We start from the raw sequence: 12,605 nt of genomic DNA, 5'->3' as shown, positions 1-12,605 counted from the left end.
CCATGCCATCGTTCGGTGCCAACTACGTCCCCTCCGCCGGGTGGTTCTACAGCTGGCTCGACCACGACCCGGCCGCGGTCCGCCGCGACTTCGCCGATCTGGCCGGCCTCGGGCTCGACCACGTCCGGGTGTTCCCGATCTGGCCGTGGATCCAGCCGAACCGCGCGATCATCCGCGAGGCGGCGATCGAGGACCTGCTCGACACCGTCGACGCGGCCGCCGAGCACGGGCTGAGCGTCTCGGTCGACCTGATCCAGGGGCACCTGTCGAGCTTCGACTTCCTGCCCTCGTGGGCGCTGACCTGGCACAAGGCCAGCCTGTTCGAGGACAGAGGCGTCCGCGAGGGGCTCACGGCGTACTGCGAGAAGGTCGCCGCGGCCGTCGCGACCCGGCCGAACGTCTTCGCGATCACCCTCGGCAACGAGGTCAACAACCTGTGGCCGGACAGCGGCACGACTCCGCAGACCTCGACCGCGTGGGCGCAGGAGCTGCTCACCACGGTCAAGAAGGCCGCGCCGGACGTGCTCGCGCTGCACTCGGTGTTCGACGACGCCTGGTACAAGCCGGACCACCCGTTCAGCCCGGTCGACGTCACCGACCTGGGTGAGCTGAGCACCGTCCACTCGTGGGTGTTCAACGGGGTCTCCCGAGTGGACGGGCCGCTCGGCCCGGCGACCCTCACGCATGCCGACTACCTGGTCGAGCTCGCCGCCGCGACCTCGCTCGACCCGGCCAGGCCGGTCTGGCTGCAGGAGATCGGCGTCCCGGGCCCTGACATCCCGGTGGATCTCCAGGCCGAGTTCGTACGCCGTACTGTCGAGCAGGTCGTGCACAACCCGGCGCTCTACGGCATCACCTGGTGGTCGTCGCACGACATCGACCGCAGGCTGCTCGACTTCCCCGACCGCGAGTACGACCTCGGGCTGTTCACCGTCGACCACCAGCGCAAGCCGGCCGCCGAGGCGCTGGCCGCGGCGATCGCGGAAGTCAAGGCGAACGGCGTACAGCCTCGAACCGCGACGACGCTGACCGCGCCGTACAACCTGCGGACCGACCTGCACCGCCGCGCCGAGATCGCGCCGGGCAGCGACTTCCACCTGCGCTGGGTGGCGGCGCGCGCCGATGGCCCGGTCCGGATCGTGCTGCCCTAGACCTTGGCGTCGATCAGGGCCTGGATCCCGTCCAGCACCCTGGCCAGGCCGAACTCGAGATCGTCGTCGAGCTCGTCCTCGTACTCCTGGTGCGTGTAGAGCTTGAGCAGCATCGGGTAGTTGCCCTCGGCAAGTCGCGGGACCAGGAACGCGCCGACGTGCTGCGCCTGGACCGGGACCTGCTCGCTCGCGGTCAGCTGCCGGGCCAGGTTGGCGTAGCTGCGGACGTAGCCGTCGAGCAGGACGACGCAGCCGAGGTTGTCGTGCATGCTCAGGCCGGTCTCGTCGAGCACCTGCAGCAGGACCTCGGCCCAGCTGAGCAGGTTGGGCGTGACAGGCGCGCCGCGGATCGGCATCTCGAGCAGCCACGGGCGTTCGGCGTACCGGGCGAGCTGGGCGTTCACCCAGGCGGTCGCGCCGGCCCGCCAGCCGCCACTGCCGAGGTCCGGCGCCGGGCCGAAGGCGGCGTCCTGGACCAGGACCAGCAGCTCGTCCTTGGAGCTCAGGTAGCGGTACATCGCGTTGGTGGTGACGCCGAGCCGGGCCGCGATCTTCTGCAGCGAGATCGCCTCGAAGCCCTGGGTGTCGCCGAACTCGATGCCGGTGGCCACGATCCTGGCCACACTGAGCGCCGGTTTCGGCCCACGCCGCTGGACCGGCAGCACGCCCCAGGACAGGGCGAGCCCCGGCGGCAGGTCGGTCCGCTGGTCACTCACAGGCACCATCCTGGCCCAGATCGGCCGGTGATCCGAGGTGCTGCGCCGGATAGGGGTGCTAGGTCCACCTCGAACATGGGACGCAGGACCCTCGGGCCGAAACTGTTCAATCCCTACGCTTTTTCACATCGAGGTTCACCGATCTGAAGGAGCTCACCATGAACACCATGACCGCCACCCTCGGCCCGCTGCTCTCCCCCGACGAGCTGGAGCTGACCGACACCGACCGGCGGACGGCGCACGCGAAGATCGACTCCGCCGCCCGGTTCGGTGGGATGTCCCCGCGGCAGGCCGCCGACCGCCACGACCTGGTCGGGGTCGCGCAGACCCGTGGCGACCTGCGCCGGGTCTTCGACGGGATGGAGGACGCCGTACCGCCGTCCAAACTGACCAACGCGCTGCGGGTCGCCACGGTCGGCTGGCTGGCCGTCTGCGTCGTGCAGTTCGCGGTGTGGGTCGCGCTGGCCGTCTTCGGGCACTTCGACAGCCCGTGGTGGCTGTGGTCGGACCTGGGACTCGGCGCCGTCGTCGCGATCCTGTGGGGAACCAACGAGTCGTACCACCGCAAGTCGTCGCTGAAGCCGCTGTGACCTTCAGTCGGTGGGATGTACCCAGCCGAAGCCGCCGTCCTCCAGCCGCACCACCTGGAGGCCGGCGGCAAGGCGCTGCACGTCGTCGGTCTCGATGACACCGGGTGCCGGGCCCGCGACGTCGAGGACGATCGCGGCCGCGCCTTCCTGTACGGCGGCCGTCGCCACCAGCTGAGCCTGGGCCGGCATCGGCCGGGCCTCCGGGCTCCAGCGGGCGAGTGCCTCCGTGCCGGTGAACGCGAGCAGCGCGTTGCGCCCGTCCTGCCCCTGCAGCAGCGCGACGGCCATGTCGGAGGTCTTGTCGTGCGCCAGCCCGCGCTCGTCGTACTCGACCTCGCCGAGCATCGCGACCACCGGGACGAGCAGCCGCGCCGACGTCAGCGCGTGCAGGATCGCGCCCTGGTCGCCGGCCAGCAGCGCCTGCGCGAGCGCGGCGTCCGCCGTACCGTCGTCGTTGTCGAAACCGGTAAAGGCCAAGCGCTTGTCGGGCTGCACGGCTCCATTGTCCCCGGACCGCTGTTTCAGGGTGGCGTCAGGGCTCTACCCGGCTTGGTTCCGCGGTGGTCTGTGCGAGCCTGGGGTTGTGCCTGACTTCAATGATCTGACGCTGCTGCCGTTCTGTGCGGGTCTCACCCTGCTCGGCCTGATCGGCTCGTGGGCTGCCTGGCGGCGCCGCGGGGCGGCGGCCGGTGTCCGCGGTGTGGCCTGGTCCCTGCTGCCGGTCTCGCTGTACCTGACCGGGCTGCTGGAGCTGGTCTGGGACGTCGTCCGTTCGGCGGTCAGCTGGGTCTCGCACCTGATCTTCTCCCCCTCGGTGTGGGCCGGGGCCGCGCTGTTCGGCGTCTCCGTCGTCCTGTACGTGGTGTCCGGTGTGGCCAAGGGCCGCCGGAGCCCCGCCACGGAGAAGCCGGCCAAGACGAAGCCCACGGCCGCCGGTGAACTGACCAGCACCGGTCCGGCCCCCGCCTCGGCCTCCGCCCCTGCCAAGCCGGCCCGAGCGTCCAAGGGCGCCAAGGCGAGCAAGCAGGAGTCGTCGGAGTTCGACGAGATCGAGGACATCCTGAAGCGCCATGGAATCGACTGACACCCCTCAGACCCCGCTGACCATCGACAGCTTGCTCGATCACGTGCAGAGCAGCCCGGCCCGGCTCGGCCGGACCCGCCTGATCGGCGTCGACGGGCCCGCCGGATCCGGCAAGAGCACCCTGGCCGCCCGCTTCGCCGCGCGTGCGGAGGCGCGCGGACTGCGCTGCCAGGTGCTGCACATGGACGACCTGTACGACGGCTGGGACGGCGCCGTGCGCGGCTTCGGGCTGCTCCGCGACCACGTCCTGCAGCGGATCGCCGACGGCCGCGAGGGCCGGTACCGGCGCTACGACTGGATCCAGGGCGCGTACGCCGAGCTGCACGTCGTACCGACGACGCTCGACCTGCTGATCGTCGAGGGCGTCACCTCGTGCGACCGCGACGCCGACCGCTGGCAGTCGCTGCGGCTGTGGATCGAGACCAGCAACGAGGTCCGCCTCGACCGCGGCATCGAACGCGACGGCGAACCGCTGCGCGACCGCTGGCTGGACTGGATGCGCTGGGAACGCGACCACTTCGCGACCCAGAACACCCGCGCCCGGGCGCACGTGGTCGTCGACGGCAACCCCACGGTCGAGCACGACCCGGAGACCCAGATCATCACGAAGTCCGTTCATCTCGACCACGACTCGGCCGCTTCCTGACCGAAGGACGCGGGTAGGTGAAGATGGACGTATGAGTGTCTTGCCCTCCGGGGAGCAGTGGACCGTTCGTGCCGGGGACTACGTGGGGACCGTGGTGAGTGTCGGGGGTGGGCTGCGCGGGCTCGCGTACGGCGACCGGGAGGTGCTGGTCGGGTACGGCGAGGACGAGGCGGCGCACGCGGGGATCGGGCAGCACCTGTTCCCCTGGCCGAACCGGATCACCGACGGCACCTACACGTTCCAGGGCACCGAGCAGCAGCTCCCGCTGAGCGAGCCGACCCGCGCGAACGCGATCCACGGGCTGACCCGGTGGGCGAACTGGGAGCGGATCGACGACGGGCTCGACGAGTCGCTGGTCGAGGTCGCGTACCGGCTGCACGGCCAGCCGGGGTACCCGCACCAGCTGGATCTCGGGCTGACCTACCGGCTCGACGCGGAGACCGGGCTGACCGTCACGGCGTCGGCGAAGAACGTCGGGCGCGGCGCGGCGCCGTACGGGTACGGGACGCATCCGTACCTGACCGTCGGGCGGCAGCTGGACGAGTGCGAGCTGGAGTTCAGCGCCGGGCAGTGGCTGGAGGTGACGCCCGATCGACTGACGCCGGTGGGGCTGCGGCCGGTCGCCGGCTCGGACTTCGACTTCGGGACCGCGCGGAAGCTCGGCGGGCTGGAGATCGACAACGCGTTCACCGGGCTGCGGGACGCGTGGGCGGTGACGCTGACCGACCCGGGCAGCGGCAACCGCGCCGTACTGCGCAGCGACACCCCGTGGGTGCAGCTCTACACCGGCAACGCACTCGGCCGGGTCGGGCTCGCGGTCGAGCCGATGACGTGTCCGCCGGACAGCTTCAGGACCGGCGACGACCTGATCGTCCTAGAGCCGGGCGACGAGCACAGTACGACGTTCGCCGTCAGCGTGTAGTGCCGGCGCCGTGCGCGCGGGCGATCGCGGCCAGCTCCTTGGCCGCCCTGCTCGCGCGCACGCCCTCCGACGCCTGGATCGCGAGGATCCCGAGCCGGTTGTCGTCGGTGTCGTACATCTGCAGCCACGGGTCGCCCGCGGTGAAGCGGAGGATCTTCACGTCGCTCCACGGGTAGGAGTACGACTTGAAGACGTTGCGCACCCGCAGGCCGTCGGCGTACGCCGTGACCCGGACCGTCGCCATCCGGTAGAGCAGGTAGAGCACCGTGCCGAAGAAGGCGATCAGGGTGACCCGCTGGAACAGCGTGAACGTCGCCCGCGACTCGTCCGGCAGCCGGAACCAGATCACCCCGAAGACCGCCAGGATCGACAGCGCCATCGCCGCGGTCACCGCCGCGACGATCCGCGGGTGGAAGCTGAACAGCGGGGTGACACCGGTCACGAGCGACTCCGGGGTGGCCATCAGATCCGGGCGGCGTGGATGTCGGTGGTGAGGATGGCGCGGGCGCCGACCTCCCAGAGCTGGTCCATGATCTTCTGCGCGTCGACCCGGAGCACCATCACGCGGACGGCGACCCAGCCTTCGCGATGCAACGGCGACACCGTCGGCGACTCCAGGCCCGGGGTCAGCGCGTTGGCCGCCTCGACCGACTCGGCGCGGATGTCGTAGTCCATCATCACGTAGTTGCGCGCGACCAGGACGCCCTGCAGACGGCGTACGAGCTGCTGGAGACCGGCCGGCTGGTCGACGCCGTGGCGGGTGATCAGCACCGCCTGCGACGTCAGGATCGGCTCGCCGAACACCTCGAGGCCGGCCTGACGCAGCGTCGTACCGGTCTCGACGACGTCGGCGATCACGTCGGCGACGCCGAGCTGGACCGCGGACTCGACCGCACCGTCGAGCTTCACCACCGACGCCTCGACGCCGTGCTCGGCCAGGTGGTCGGTGAGGATCCCGGCGAACGACGTCGCGATCCGCTTGCCGGCCAGGTCCTTCACCGAGTCGGCGACACCGGGCCGGCCGGCGAACCGGAACGTCGAGCCGCCGAAGCCGAGCTCCATCAGGATGTCGTCGTCGGCGTGCGAGTCGAGCACCAGGTCACGGCCGGAGATGCCGACGTCGAGAGTGCCCTCCCCGACGTACACGGCGATGTCGCGGGGGCGCAGGTAGTAGAACTCGACCTCGTTCGCGGTGTCGGTCAGCGCGAGGTCCTTGGTGGTCCGGCGCTGCTTGTAGCCGGCCTCGGTCAGGATGGCGGTGGCGGACTCGCTCAGCGAGCCCTTGTTCGGAACTGCGACGCGCAGCATGGGTCTGTGGCCTTTCGGAGGAGGTGGTCCCGGGATCCGTGGCAGCGCTGCCTACAGATGTCGGTACACGTCGTCGAGGTCCAGGCCGAGCGCGTGCATCATCACCTGCGCGTGGTAGAAGAGCTGGCTCAGCTCCTCGGCGGCCCGCTCCTTGCCCTCGTGCTCGGCGGCCATCCAGGACTCGGCGGCCTCCTCGACCAGCTTCTTGCCGATCGCGTGCACGCCGGCGTCCAGCGCGGCCACGGTGCCGGAGCCCTCCGGCCGGGTCAGCGCCCTCTCGCCGATCTCGGCGAACAGTTCCTCAAAGGTCTTCATCGCTCGCCCAGCCTAGAGGGCGGGTGGTGAGCGGCGATCAACAGGTCTCGACCAGCGGGACGAACAACAGCTGTTCGTCGTACGACGGTCAGGTGGACTCCGGGTCGTACGGCGCGCGCTGACCGGCCGGGAGCCGCTGCACGGACTCCATCAGGTCGGCCGAGTTCGACACCGGCTTGTCGTCGTCGTAGTCGTCGTCCATGCCCTCGAGCAGGTGCTTGCGGACGAAGCTGCGCGGGTTCAGGTCCCGGACGTCGAGGTCGGCGAACTCCGGGCCGAGCTCGTTGCGCAGGTCGTTCTGGGCGTTGTTCACCATCGTCCGCACCTGGCGCAGCAGCCGGCCCGCCGTCCGGGCGAACTCCGGCAGCCGGTCCGGCCCGAACAGCAGCACGGCGACGATGGCGATCACGACGAGCTCGAGCGGCCCGATGCCGAACATGTCCCCACCTTCTCCGGTCGTTCCCCAGTCCGCAGACAGGGTAGCCCGCGGTCGGTCAGCGCGTCGGGCGGGTCAGCGACTTCGCTCACTGGTCGCCTCCCGGCCACGTTCTGGTCAGCCGGTCTGCTGACCCAAGGTGATCGTGGCCTGCCGGGCCCGGCCCGCGCGCTGGTAGTCCAGCCGGATCGTCTCGCCCGGCCGGTGGGTGCGGATCGCGACGATCAGGCCCTCGGCGGTGTCGACCGGCTGGTTGTTGATCGAGGTGACCACGTCGCCGGTCCGCAGGCCGGCGCGGGACGCGGGCGAGCCCGCGGTCACGTCGGTGACCCGCGCGCCGCCCTCGAACCGCATGTCCACGTTCGCCCCGATCACCGGGTACGACGCCTTGCCGCTGGCGATCAGCTGCTGCGCGGTCCGCCGGGCCTGGTCGATCGGGATCGCGAACCCGAGGCCGATGTTGCCGCTGCTGCCCTCCTCGGCGCCGCGCACGGTGGCGATCGCGGAGTTCACGCCGATCACCTTCGCGTCCATGTCGACCAGCGGGCCGCCGGAGTTGCCCGGGTTGATCGCGGCGTCGGTCTGCAGCGCGTTGATGTAGGAGATCTCGCCCTCGCCGCCGGCCGTGACCGGGCGGTTCTTGGCCGAGACGATGCCGGAGGTGACGGTCCCGGCCAGGCCGAGCGGCGAACCGATCGCGACCACGTCCTGGCCGACGATCGCCTGGTCGGAGCGGCCGAACTGGACCGCCGGCGCGTCGATGCCGACCACCTGCACGACCGCCAGGTCGTACGCCGGTGAGCGGCCGACCAGACGGGCCGTCGCGGCCTTGCCCTGCTGGGTGACGACCTGGATCGAGCCGCCGTTGGCCGCGGCGGAGACGACGTGGTTGTTGGTCAGGATGTGCCCGGAGGTGTCGATCACGAAGCCGGAGCCGGTCGCGCCGCTGTCGTCGGCACCCTCGACCTTGAGCTGCACGACACTCGGCAGCAGCGTCTGGGCGACCGCGGAGACACTGCCGCTGCGGATCTTCGGGTCCGCGCCGTTGCCGATCGCGGGGCCCGGCTGGTCGACGATCGGGTCCGGCCGGTCGAGCGCGACAACGGTCGCGGCGGCGCCCGCGCCCGCGATCAGGGCAACGACCAGCGAGACGATCGCGGCGATCAGGACGGTGCGGTTGTTCGTCGCGTTCTTGGGCGGCGGCGCCGGGGTGTAGGCACGAGCCTGCTGCTGATGCCAGTCGAGCGGCGGCGGGGGCACGTACGTCGGCTGAGGCTGTGTCGGCCAGGCCTGCCCCGGGTAGACGGGCCGGAACTGCGGCTGCTCAGGCTGACCGAAGCTGCGCTGGGTCATGGACCGCTCGGACTGACGGTAGGCGGCGTCACCACCGGGGGTGGCCAAGGGCGCTGCGCCGTTGGTAGCCGGAGGAGGTGTGAGAGCAGAAACAGCAGGATTTTGAGGTGCTTCGGCGGCAGCAGTTTGCGGTGCTTGTGGGGCAGGCGGAGGCGCCACCGGGCCCGCGGTCGGGACCGGGCGGGTGGGGTCCGCGTCCTGCGGGAGTTTTGCTGTCGGTTCGGCGTCGTCCCAGGTCACGGTGGCCGCCTCACGTCGTCGTTGTCTCGGGGTGGGAGTTCTTCCCGAGGTCGATTATCCCAGCTTCCACGAGAGCGCACTCATCGGAGTGAGCCACGTCGCGATTCGGGCCAGTCCGGTACCCATCCGCTGCACCGGTGTCACCCGGGCCGGGACCGCGTGCGGGAACGCGTCGACGACCCGCGCGAGCACCTCCGCCGGCACGTCCCCGACCAGCGTGTAGACGATCCCGCCCGACGACCAGACGGCGTACGACGGCATCCCGTACCGCACGTGCACCCCCGGCGTCCCGGTCGTGGCGTACCCCGCGACGGCCTTCGGGTCGAGCGCCCCACGCTGCTGGAACAGCGACACGTTGAACAGTCCGTCGGAGTACGAGAACTGCAGCACCCCGGCACCGGCGTCCTGGTGCACGTCGTACAGCTGGAGAGATCCCGGCAGCTCGCTCGTGCACGTCCAGCCTTGCGTGCGCAGCCCGTCGACCCCGCTGAGCCCCATCGAGTCGGACCCGCCGGGCAGCATCGGCGGCAGGTGCCCGAGGAACTCGCCGTTCTCGATCTCCAGGTCGGTGAACACGGTCGCCCGCACCAGCGTCCGCCCGTCAGCGCCGTACAGCTGGCGTTGCAGCAGCAGCCCGGTCGCCCGGTCGATCCAGAACCGGGCGGCCAGCGTCTGGTCGTCCCGCAACGCCTCCACCAGTACGGCGGCCCGCCCGATCGTGTCCGTGCAGCACCGGTACACCAGCTGGTACGTCGCCTTCAGCAGCGCCAGCGGCCCGCCGTCGACGGCCGGGCTGTGCGCCTGGTTCGCGCGCTGCACGAACGACTTGGCGTCCGGCGAGCTGGAGCCGACCAGGCTGATCTCCGACCCCTGCGAGGCCGCGTGCACGATGTCGAGCATCGCGGAGCTGGAGCCCTGCGGTCCGGTCGAGGTGACGATCTGGGTGCCGTGGTACGAGACGTGGTCGGGCGCGGCAGCGGCCCGCTCCAGCCAGCTGACCGCCAGCGGCGCGTCCTCCTGAGGAGCGGCGGCGGCAGGCAGCGGCAGGCCGACACCGATCAGCACCGTGCTGAGCAGCACCGCGAGCCGGACAGGGCCGACCAGCTGGGCAGGGCTCGACGCCCGGGTAGTGCTCACAGGTCAGCGCCCCGTCAGAGCCACCGGCTGGAGCGTCGGGCTCAGCCCGGCGTACCCCGTCCCGTTGTAGGAGCTGAAGAACGCCGCCGGGTCACCGAACGGGCTGCCGCCCGCGGTAGCGGCGTGGTCGGCCGAGAAGCTGGCCACCGGAGGCGCCAGCACCGGCGGCTGCTCGGTCCCGCGCGCCGGGTCGCCCAGCACGAAGGCAGTCCCCAGCAGCGACGCCACTGCAGCAGCAGACCCGGCAGCACCCAGTACGCCGGTACGCCGGCGCGACCTGGTCGCCGTACGAGCTGCCGGCCGGGTCGCCCCGGTCCGAGCCGCTGGGAAGGCCGAGCGCTGCGGGCTGAGGGCGACGACCGGTGTGAGCACCGGGCGCACCTCCTCCCGCGGCTCGACCGAGAACGCGGGCACACCCATCAGCCGCTGCATCAGGTCGGTCGAGGGCTCCGGAGCCTCCAGCGCGGACATCCGCGCCTTCAGCCGGCGCTGCGCCTCGACCTCGGCGCGGCAGTCGTCGCAGCAGACCAGGTGACTCAGGACCCGGTCGCGTGAGTCGTGGTCGAGCTCGCCGTCGACGGCGGCGCTCAGCTTGTCCAGCGGGTGCTGCACGGTCACCGGTCGTCACCTCCACCGACACGACCGGAAGCGGCGCCCGACTCGGCGTATGCGCTCTCTCGGTGCTCGCCTCCGGCGACGCGGGCGAGAATCGCGCTCGGCGCGACCACCTCGGCGATCGCCGGCGCCGGCTTGCCGCCGGCCTGCAGCTTGCTGTGCGCGGTCATCGGTCCCCACCTCCACCGGGAAGAGGCCCGTCGGCGGGCGGGCCGCTGACACGGGAGTGGCCGGTCCGGGGCGCCCGGTGCTCGAGGTGCTTGCGCAGCATCGAGCGGCCGCGGTGGATCCGGCTCCGGACGGTGCCGAGCTTGACGTCCAGCACGTCCGCGATCTCGTCGTACGTCATTCCCTCGATGTCGCACAGCACCACGGCCGCGCGGAAGTCCTCGGGCAGCGCGTCCAGCGCGTACTGGACGTCGTGGTCGAACTGGTCCTGGTCGAGCTTCTCGGCCGGGCCGCTGCCCTTGGCCGGGAGCCGGTCGTGCGCGTCGTCGGGCAGCCCGTCGAACCGGATCCGCTGCCGGCGGCGGGCGCCGTCCAGGAACAGGTTGGTGGTGATCCGGTACAGCCAGCCCTCGAAGGTGCCCGGGGTGTAGCTCGACAGCGACCGGAAGACCCGGACGAAGACCTCCTGGGTGAGGTCCTCGGCGTCGTGCTTGTTCCCGGTCAGGCGGTAGGCCAGCCGGTAGACCCGCGCGGAGTGGGTGCGAACGATCTCGTCCCACGACGGCAGCACGTCCGGCTGCTGCGGCGACGGCTGCGGGGCTGACTGGGGAGCCAGGGCAGGCACCACGGAGGTGTCGACCGGCTTCACGGCAACGCCTCCCTGGGTCCTCTCGGCAACGAGCGTGACCACCATGGTGCCGTGTTCACCGTCCTCTGCGCACGTCGGGGACACCCGGGTCAGACCCTGAGATGCCGGTACGACGGTCCAACGGCGCGCGCGGACGGGAAGTTCCCGGTGATCACTTGTCCACCAGTAGACGCCTCGGCACCGCCGGGCGGTTGGCCGGGTGACCTATCTCTCCTCGATCACCGCGATCGGTGCCCGTCAGCTCTCCTCGATCACCGCGATCGGGTCGCCGTCACGAACGACCTCCCCCTCACTGACCTTCAGCTCGGTGATCGTCCCGGCAACCTCGGCGAGCACCGGGATCTCCATCTTCATCGACTCCAGGATCACCAGCGTGTCCTGCGGCCCAACGGTGTCCCCGGCCTGCGCGGTGACCTTCAGGACGTTCGCCACCAGCTCTGCCACCACGATGTGACTCACGAGCACTCCTCCGTCGCCAGGTTCTGGCTGCCGATCCTAGGCGGTGCCGCGGGGTCCACGACCCCGGCACTGCACGGTGTACACCCGGCACCGCAGGACCCACGTCCCGGTGCGGCTACGTCCGGCGCGCCTGTCTCGCGGCGCAGCTGTCTCCCGGAGCGTTCATCTCTCGGCGCGGCGAGGTCCACGTCCCGCCACCGCAGGCCCACGCCCCGGCACCGCAGGTCTACCTCCCGGCGCGGCGGGCCCGGTGGGTGGCGACGCGGGTGCGGCTCGCGCAGGTCGGCGTGCAGAACCTGCGCGGCCGCTTGGCCGCCGGGTTCACGAACACCCGTTCGCAGTCGCCCGCCGCGCACACCCCGATCGCCTCGAACCCGTGTCCGGCCGCGAAGCCGGACAGGCCCAGCGCCGTACCGGCCGCCAGCCACTCGGCCCACGACGCGTCTGGTTTCGAGACGTGCAGGTGCCACGGCGAACCGTCGTGGTCCGACAGATACGGCCGTACGGCGTACTGCGCGAGCAGCTCGTTGAGGATCCGCGCCGCCTCGGCCGGCTCGGCGTGGAAGACCGGCCGGATCAGCTCACGGATCTCGCGCACCTCGGCCAGGTCGGCCTCGCTGATCCGGACCGGTTCCGGCTCGCCGTGATCGAGCAGGAAGCGCCGGACATCGGCCGGCCTCGTCAACCGCTCCGGCTCGAGCGTCCGGGTGTTGACCAGGTCGACGGCGATCCCGACGAGCCGGTCGGGCGTCAGCAAACTTTCCATTGGCGCCATCGTAACGGCTTTGTTAGCGTAACGCGTAACCACCCGTAATG

18 protein-coding genes are annotated in these 12,605 nt (G+C 71.1%); 5 read left to right on the top strand and 13 right to left on the bottom strand.

What is annotated here, in order from left to right:
* Positions 1–2: 2 nt before the first annotated feature.
* Positions 3–1,151, top strand: coding sequence for a glycoside hydrolase 5 family protein (locus tag ACZ6Z4_RS24410; RefSeq protein ID WP_465568822.1), 1,149 nt, complete (start codon positions 3–5; stop codon positions 1,149–1,151).
* On the opposite strand, the gene ACZ6Z4_RS24405 is transcribed toward ACZ6Z4_RS24410, so the two are convergent.
* Complete coding sequence (locus ACZ6Z4_RS24405; RefSeq protein ID WP_465568820.1) at positions 1,148–1,867, bottom strand: TetR/AcrR family transcriptional regulator; 720 nt, start codon at positions 1,865–1,867, stop codon at positions 1,148–1,150. The genes ACZ6Z4_RS24410 and ACZ6Z4_RS24405 overlap by 4 nt on opposite strands.
* A 158-nt stretch (positions 1,868–2,025) precedes the next feature.
* Here ACZ6Z4_RS24405 and ACZ6Z4_RS24400 point away from each other — a divergent pair, with 158 nt between their 5' ends.
* Positions 2,026–2,457, top strand: coding sequence for a hypothetical protein (locus tag ACZ6Z4_RS24400; protein ID WP_465568818.1), 432 nt, complete (start codon positions 2,026–2,028; stop codon positions 2,455–2,457).
* A 3-nt stretch (positions 2,458–2,460) separates the two neighbouring features.
* On the opposite strand, the gene ACZ6Z4_RS24395 is transcribed toward ACZ6Z4_RS24400, so the two are convergent.
* Positions 2,461–2,952 (bottom strand): SseB family protein, encoded by a 492-nt coding sequence (locus ACZ6Z4_RS24395; RefSeq protein WP_465568816.1) that lies wholly within the window; start codon positions 2,950–2,952, stop codon positions 2,461–2,463.
* An 88-nt stretch (positions 2,953–3,040) separates the two neighbouring features.
* Here ACZ6Z4_RS24395 and ACZ6Z4_RS24390 point away from each other — a divergent pair, with 88 nt between their 5' ends.
* The 3 genes from ACZ6Z4_RS24390 to ACZ6Z4_RS24380 are packed head-to-tail and all read left to right on the top strand — an operon-like array spanning position 3,041 to position 5,109.
* Positions 3,041–3,541 (top strand): hypothetical protein, encoded by a 501-nt coding sequence (locus ACZ6Z4_RS24390; protein WP_465568813.1) that lies wholly within the window; start codon positions 3,041–3,043, stop codon positions 3,539–3,541.
* Positions 3,528–4,187, top strand: a complete 660-nt coding sequence (locus ACZ6Z4_RS24385) for a uridine kinase family protein (protein ID WP_465568811.1) — start codon at positions 3,528–3,530, stop codon at positions 4,185–4,187. The genes ACZ6Z4_RS24390 and ACZ6Z4_RS24385 overlap by 14 nt, the downstream gene beginning before the upstream one ends.
* Positions 4,188–4,218: 31 nt before the next feature.
* Positions 4,219–5,109 carry an aldose-1-epimerase gene (locus tag ACZ6Z4_RS24380; RefSeq protein ID WP_465568809.1) on the top strand — a complete coding sequence of 297 codons (891 nt, stop codon included), beginning with the start codon at positions 4,219–4,221 and terminating at the stop codon, positions 5,107–5,109.
* Here the strand turns inward: ACZ6Z4_RS24380 and ACZ6Z4_RS24375 are convergent.
* From ACZ6Z4_RS24375 to ACZ6Z4_RS24325, 11 genes are all read right to left on the bottom strand, one after another.
* Complete coding sequence (locus ACZ6Z4_RS24375; RefSeq protein ID WP_465568807.1) at positions 5,099–5,551, bottom strand: PH domain-containing protein; 453 nt, start codon at positions 5,549–5,551, stop codon at positions 5,099–5,101. The two genes, ACZ6Z4_RS24380 and ACZ6Z4_RS24375, sit on opposite strands and share 11 nt — an antisense overlap.
* A gap of 20 nt (positions 5,552–5,571) precedes the next feature.
* Positions 5,572–6,417 carry an ATP phosphoribosyltransferase gene (hisG, locus tag ACZ6Z4_RS24370; RefSeq protein ID WP_465568805.1) on the bottom strand — a complete coding sequence of 282 codons (846 nt, stop codon included), beginning with the start codon at positions 6,415–6,417 and terminating at the stop codon, positions 5,572–5,574.
* Positions 6,418–6,468: 51 nt separating this feature from the next.
* On the bottom strand, positions 6,469–6,732 hold the full coding sequence (locus ACZ6Z4_RS24365) for a phosphoribosyl-ATP diphosphatase (protein ID WP_465568803.1): 264 nt from the start codon (positions 6,730–6,732) through the stop codon (positions 6,469–6,471).
* An 88-nt stretch (positions 6,733–6,820) separates the two neighbouring features.
* Positions 6,821–7,171 carry a sec-independent translocase gene (locus ACZ6Z4_RS24360; protein WP_465568801.1) on the bottom strand — a complete coding sequence of 117 codons (351 nt, stop codon included), beginning with the start codon at positions 7,169–7,171 and terminating at the stop codon, positions 6,821–6,823.
* Between the two features lie 114 nt (positions 7,172–7,285).
* Positions 7,286–8,521 (bottom strand): S1C family serine protease, encoded by a 1,236-nt coding sequence (locus ACZ6Z4_RS24355; protein ID WP_465568799.1) that lies wholly within the window; start codon positions 8,519–8,521, stop codon positions 7,286–7,288.
* Between the two features lie 294 nt (positions 8,522–8,815).
* Positions 8,816–9,898: a sigma-E factor regulatory protein RseB domain-containing protein gene (locus ACZ6Z4_RS24350; protein WP_465568797.1), complete on the bottom strand. Its 1,083-nt coding sequence runs from the start codon at positions 9,896–9,898 to the stop codon at positions 8,816–8,818.
* A 3-nt stretch (positions 9,899–9,901) separates the two neighbouring features.
* Entirely contained in the window at positions 9,902–10,516 is a 615-nt protein-coding gene (locus ACZ6Z4_RS24345) for an anti-sigma factor family protein (protein ID WP_465568794.1), read from the bottom strand.
* Complete coding sequence (locus ACZ6Z4_RS24340) at positions 10,513–10,683, bottom strand: hypothetical protein (RefSeq protein ID WP_465568792.1); 171 nt, start codon at positions 10,681–10,683, stop codon at positions 10,513–10,515. Before ACZ6Z4_RS24340 ends, ACZ6Z4_RS24345 begins: the two co-directional genes overlap by 4 nt.
* Positions 10,680–11,375, bottom strand: a complete 696-nt coding sequence (sigE, locus tag ACZ6Z4_RS24335; protein WP_363665220.1) for an RNA polymerase sigma factor SigE — start codon at positions 11,373–11,375, stop codon at positions 10,680–10,682. The genes ACZ6Z4_RS24340 and sigE overlap by 4 nt, the downstream gene beginning before the upstream one ends.
* 192 nt (positions 11,376–11,567) lie before the next feature.
* Positions 11,568–11,789, bottom strand: coding sequence for a biotin/lipoyl-binding carrier protein (locus tag ACZ6Z4_RS24330; RefSeq protein ID WP_465568790.1), 222 nt, complete (start codon positions 11,787–11,789; stop codon positions 11,568–11,570).
* 226 nt (positions 11,790–12,015) lie between these two features.
* Complete coding sequence (locus tag ACZ6Z4_RS24325; protein ID WP_465568788.1) at positions 12,016–12,555, bottom strand: CGNR zinc finger domain-containing protein; 540 nt, start codon at positions 12,553–12,555, stop codon at positions 12,016–12,018.
* Positions 12,556–12,605: the final 50 nt, after the last annotated feature.

It is taken from the genome of Kribbella sp. NPDC104740, assembly GCF_055583505.1.
Note: the sequence above shows the minus strand (reverse complement) of the source record. Positions and strands in the feature narration are given on the sequence as shown.

Coding starts and splice junctions, on each gene's coding strand:
- ACZ6Z4_RS24410 (WP_465568822.1), top strand. CDS start 3: ATGCCATCGTTCGGTGCCAACTACGTCCCCTCCGCCGGGTGGTTCTAC.
- ACZ6Z4_RS24400 (WP_465568818.1), top strand. CDS start 2,026: ATGAACACCATGACCGCCACCCTCGGCCCGCTGCTCTCCCCCGACGAG.
- ACZ6Z4_RS24385 (WP_465568811.1), top strand. CDS start 3,528: ATGGAATCGACTGACACCCCTCAGACCCCGCTGACCATCGACAGCTTG.
- ACZ6Z4_RS24380 (WP_465568809.1), top strand. CDS start 4,219: ATGAGTGTCTTGCCCTCCGGGGAGCAGTGGACCGTTCGTGCCGGGGAC.
- hisG (WP_465568805.1), bottom strand. CDS start 6,417: ATGCTGCGCGTCGCAGTTCCGAACAAGGGCTCGCTGAGCGAGTCCGCC.
- ACZ6Z4_RS24365 (WP_465568803.1), bottom strand. CDS start 6,732: ATGAAGACCTTTGAGGAACTGTTCGCCGAGATCGGCGAGAGGGCGCTG.
- ACZ6Z4_RS24360 (WP_465568801.1), bottom strand. CDS start 7,171: ATGTTCGGCATCGGGCCGCTCGAGCTCGTCGTGATCGCCATCGTCGCC.
- ACZ6Z4_RS24355 (WP_465568799.1), bottom strand. CDS start 8,521: ATGACCCAGCGCAGCTTCGGTCAGCCTGAGCAGCCGCAGTTCCGGCCC.
- ACZ6Z4_RS24340 (WP_465568792.1), bottom strand. CDS start 10,683: ATGACCGCGCACAGCAAGCTGCAGGCCGGCGGCAAGCCGGCGCCGGCG.
- sigE (WP_363665220.1), bottom strand. CDS start 11,375: ATGGTGGTCACGCTCGTTGCCGAGAGGACCCAGGGAGGCGTTGCCGTG.
- ACZ6Z4_RS24325 (WP_465568788.1), bottom strand. CDS start 12,555: ATGGAAAGTTTGCTGACGCCCGACCGGCTCGTCGGGATCGCCGTCGAC.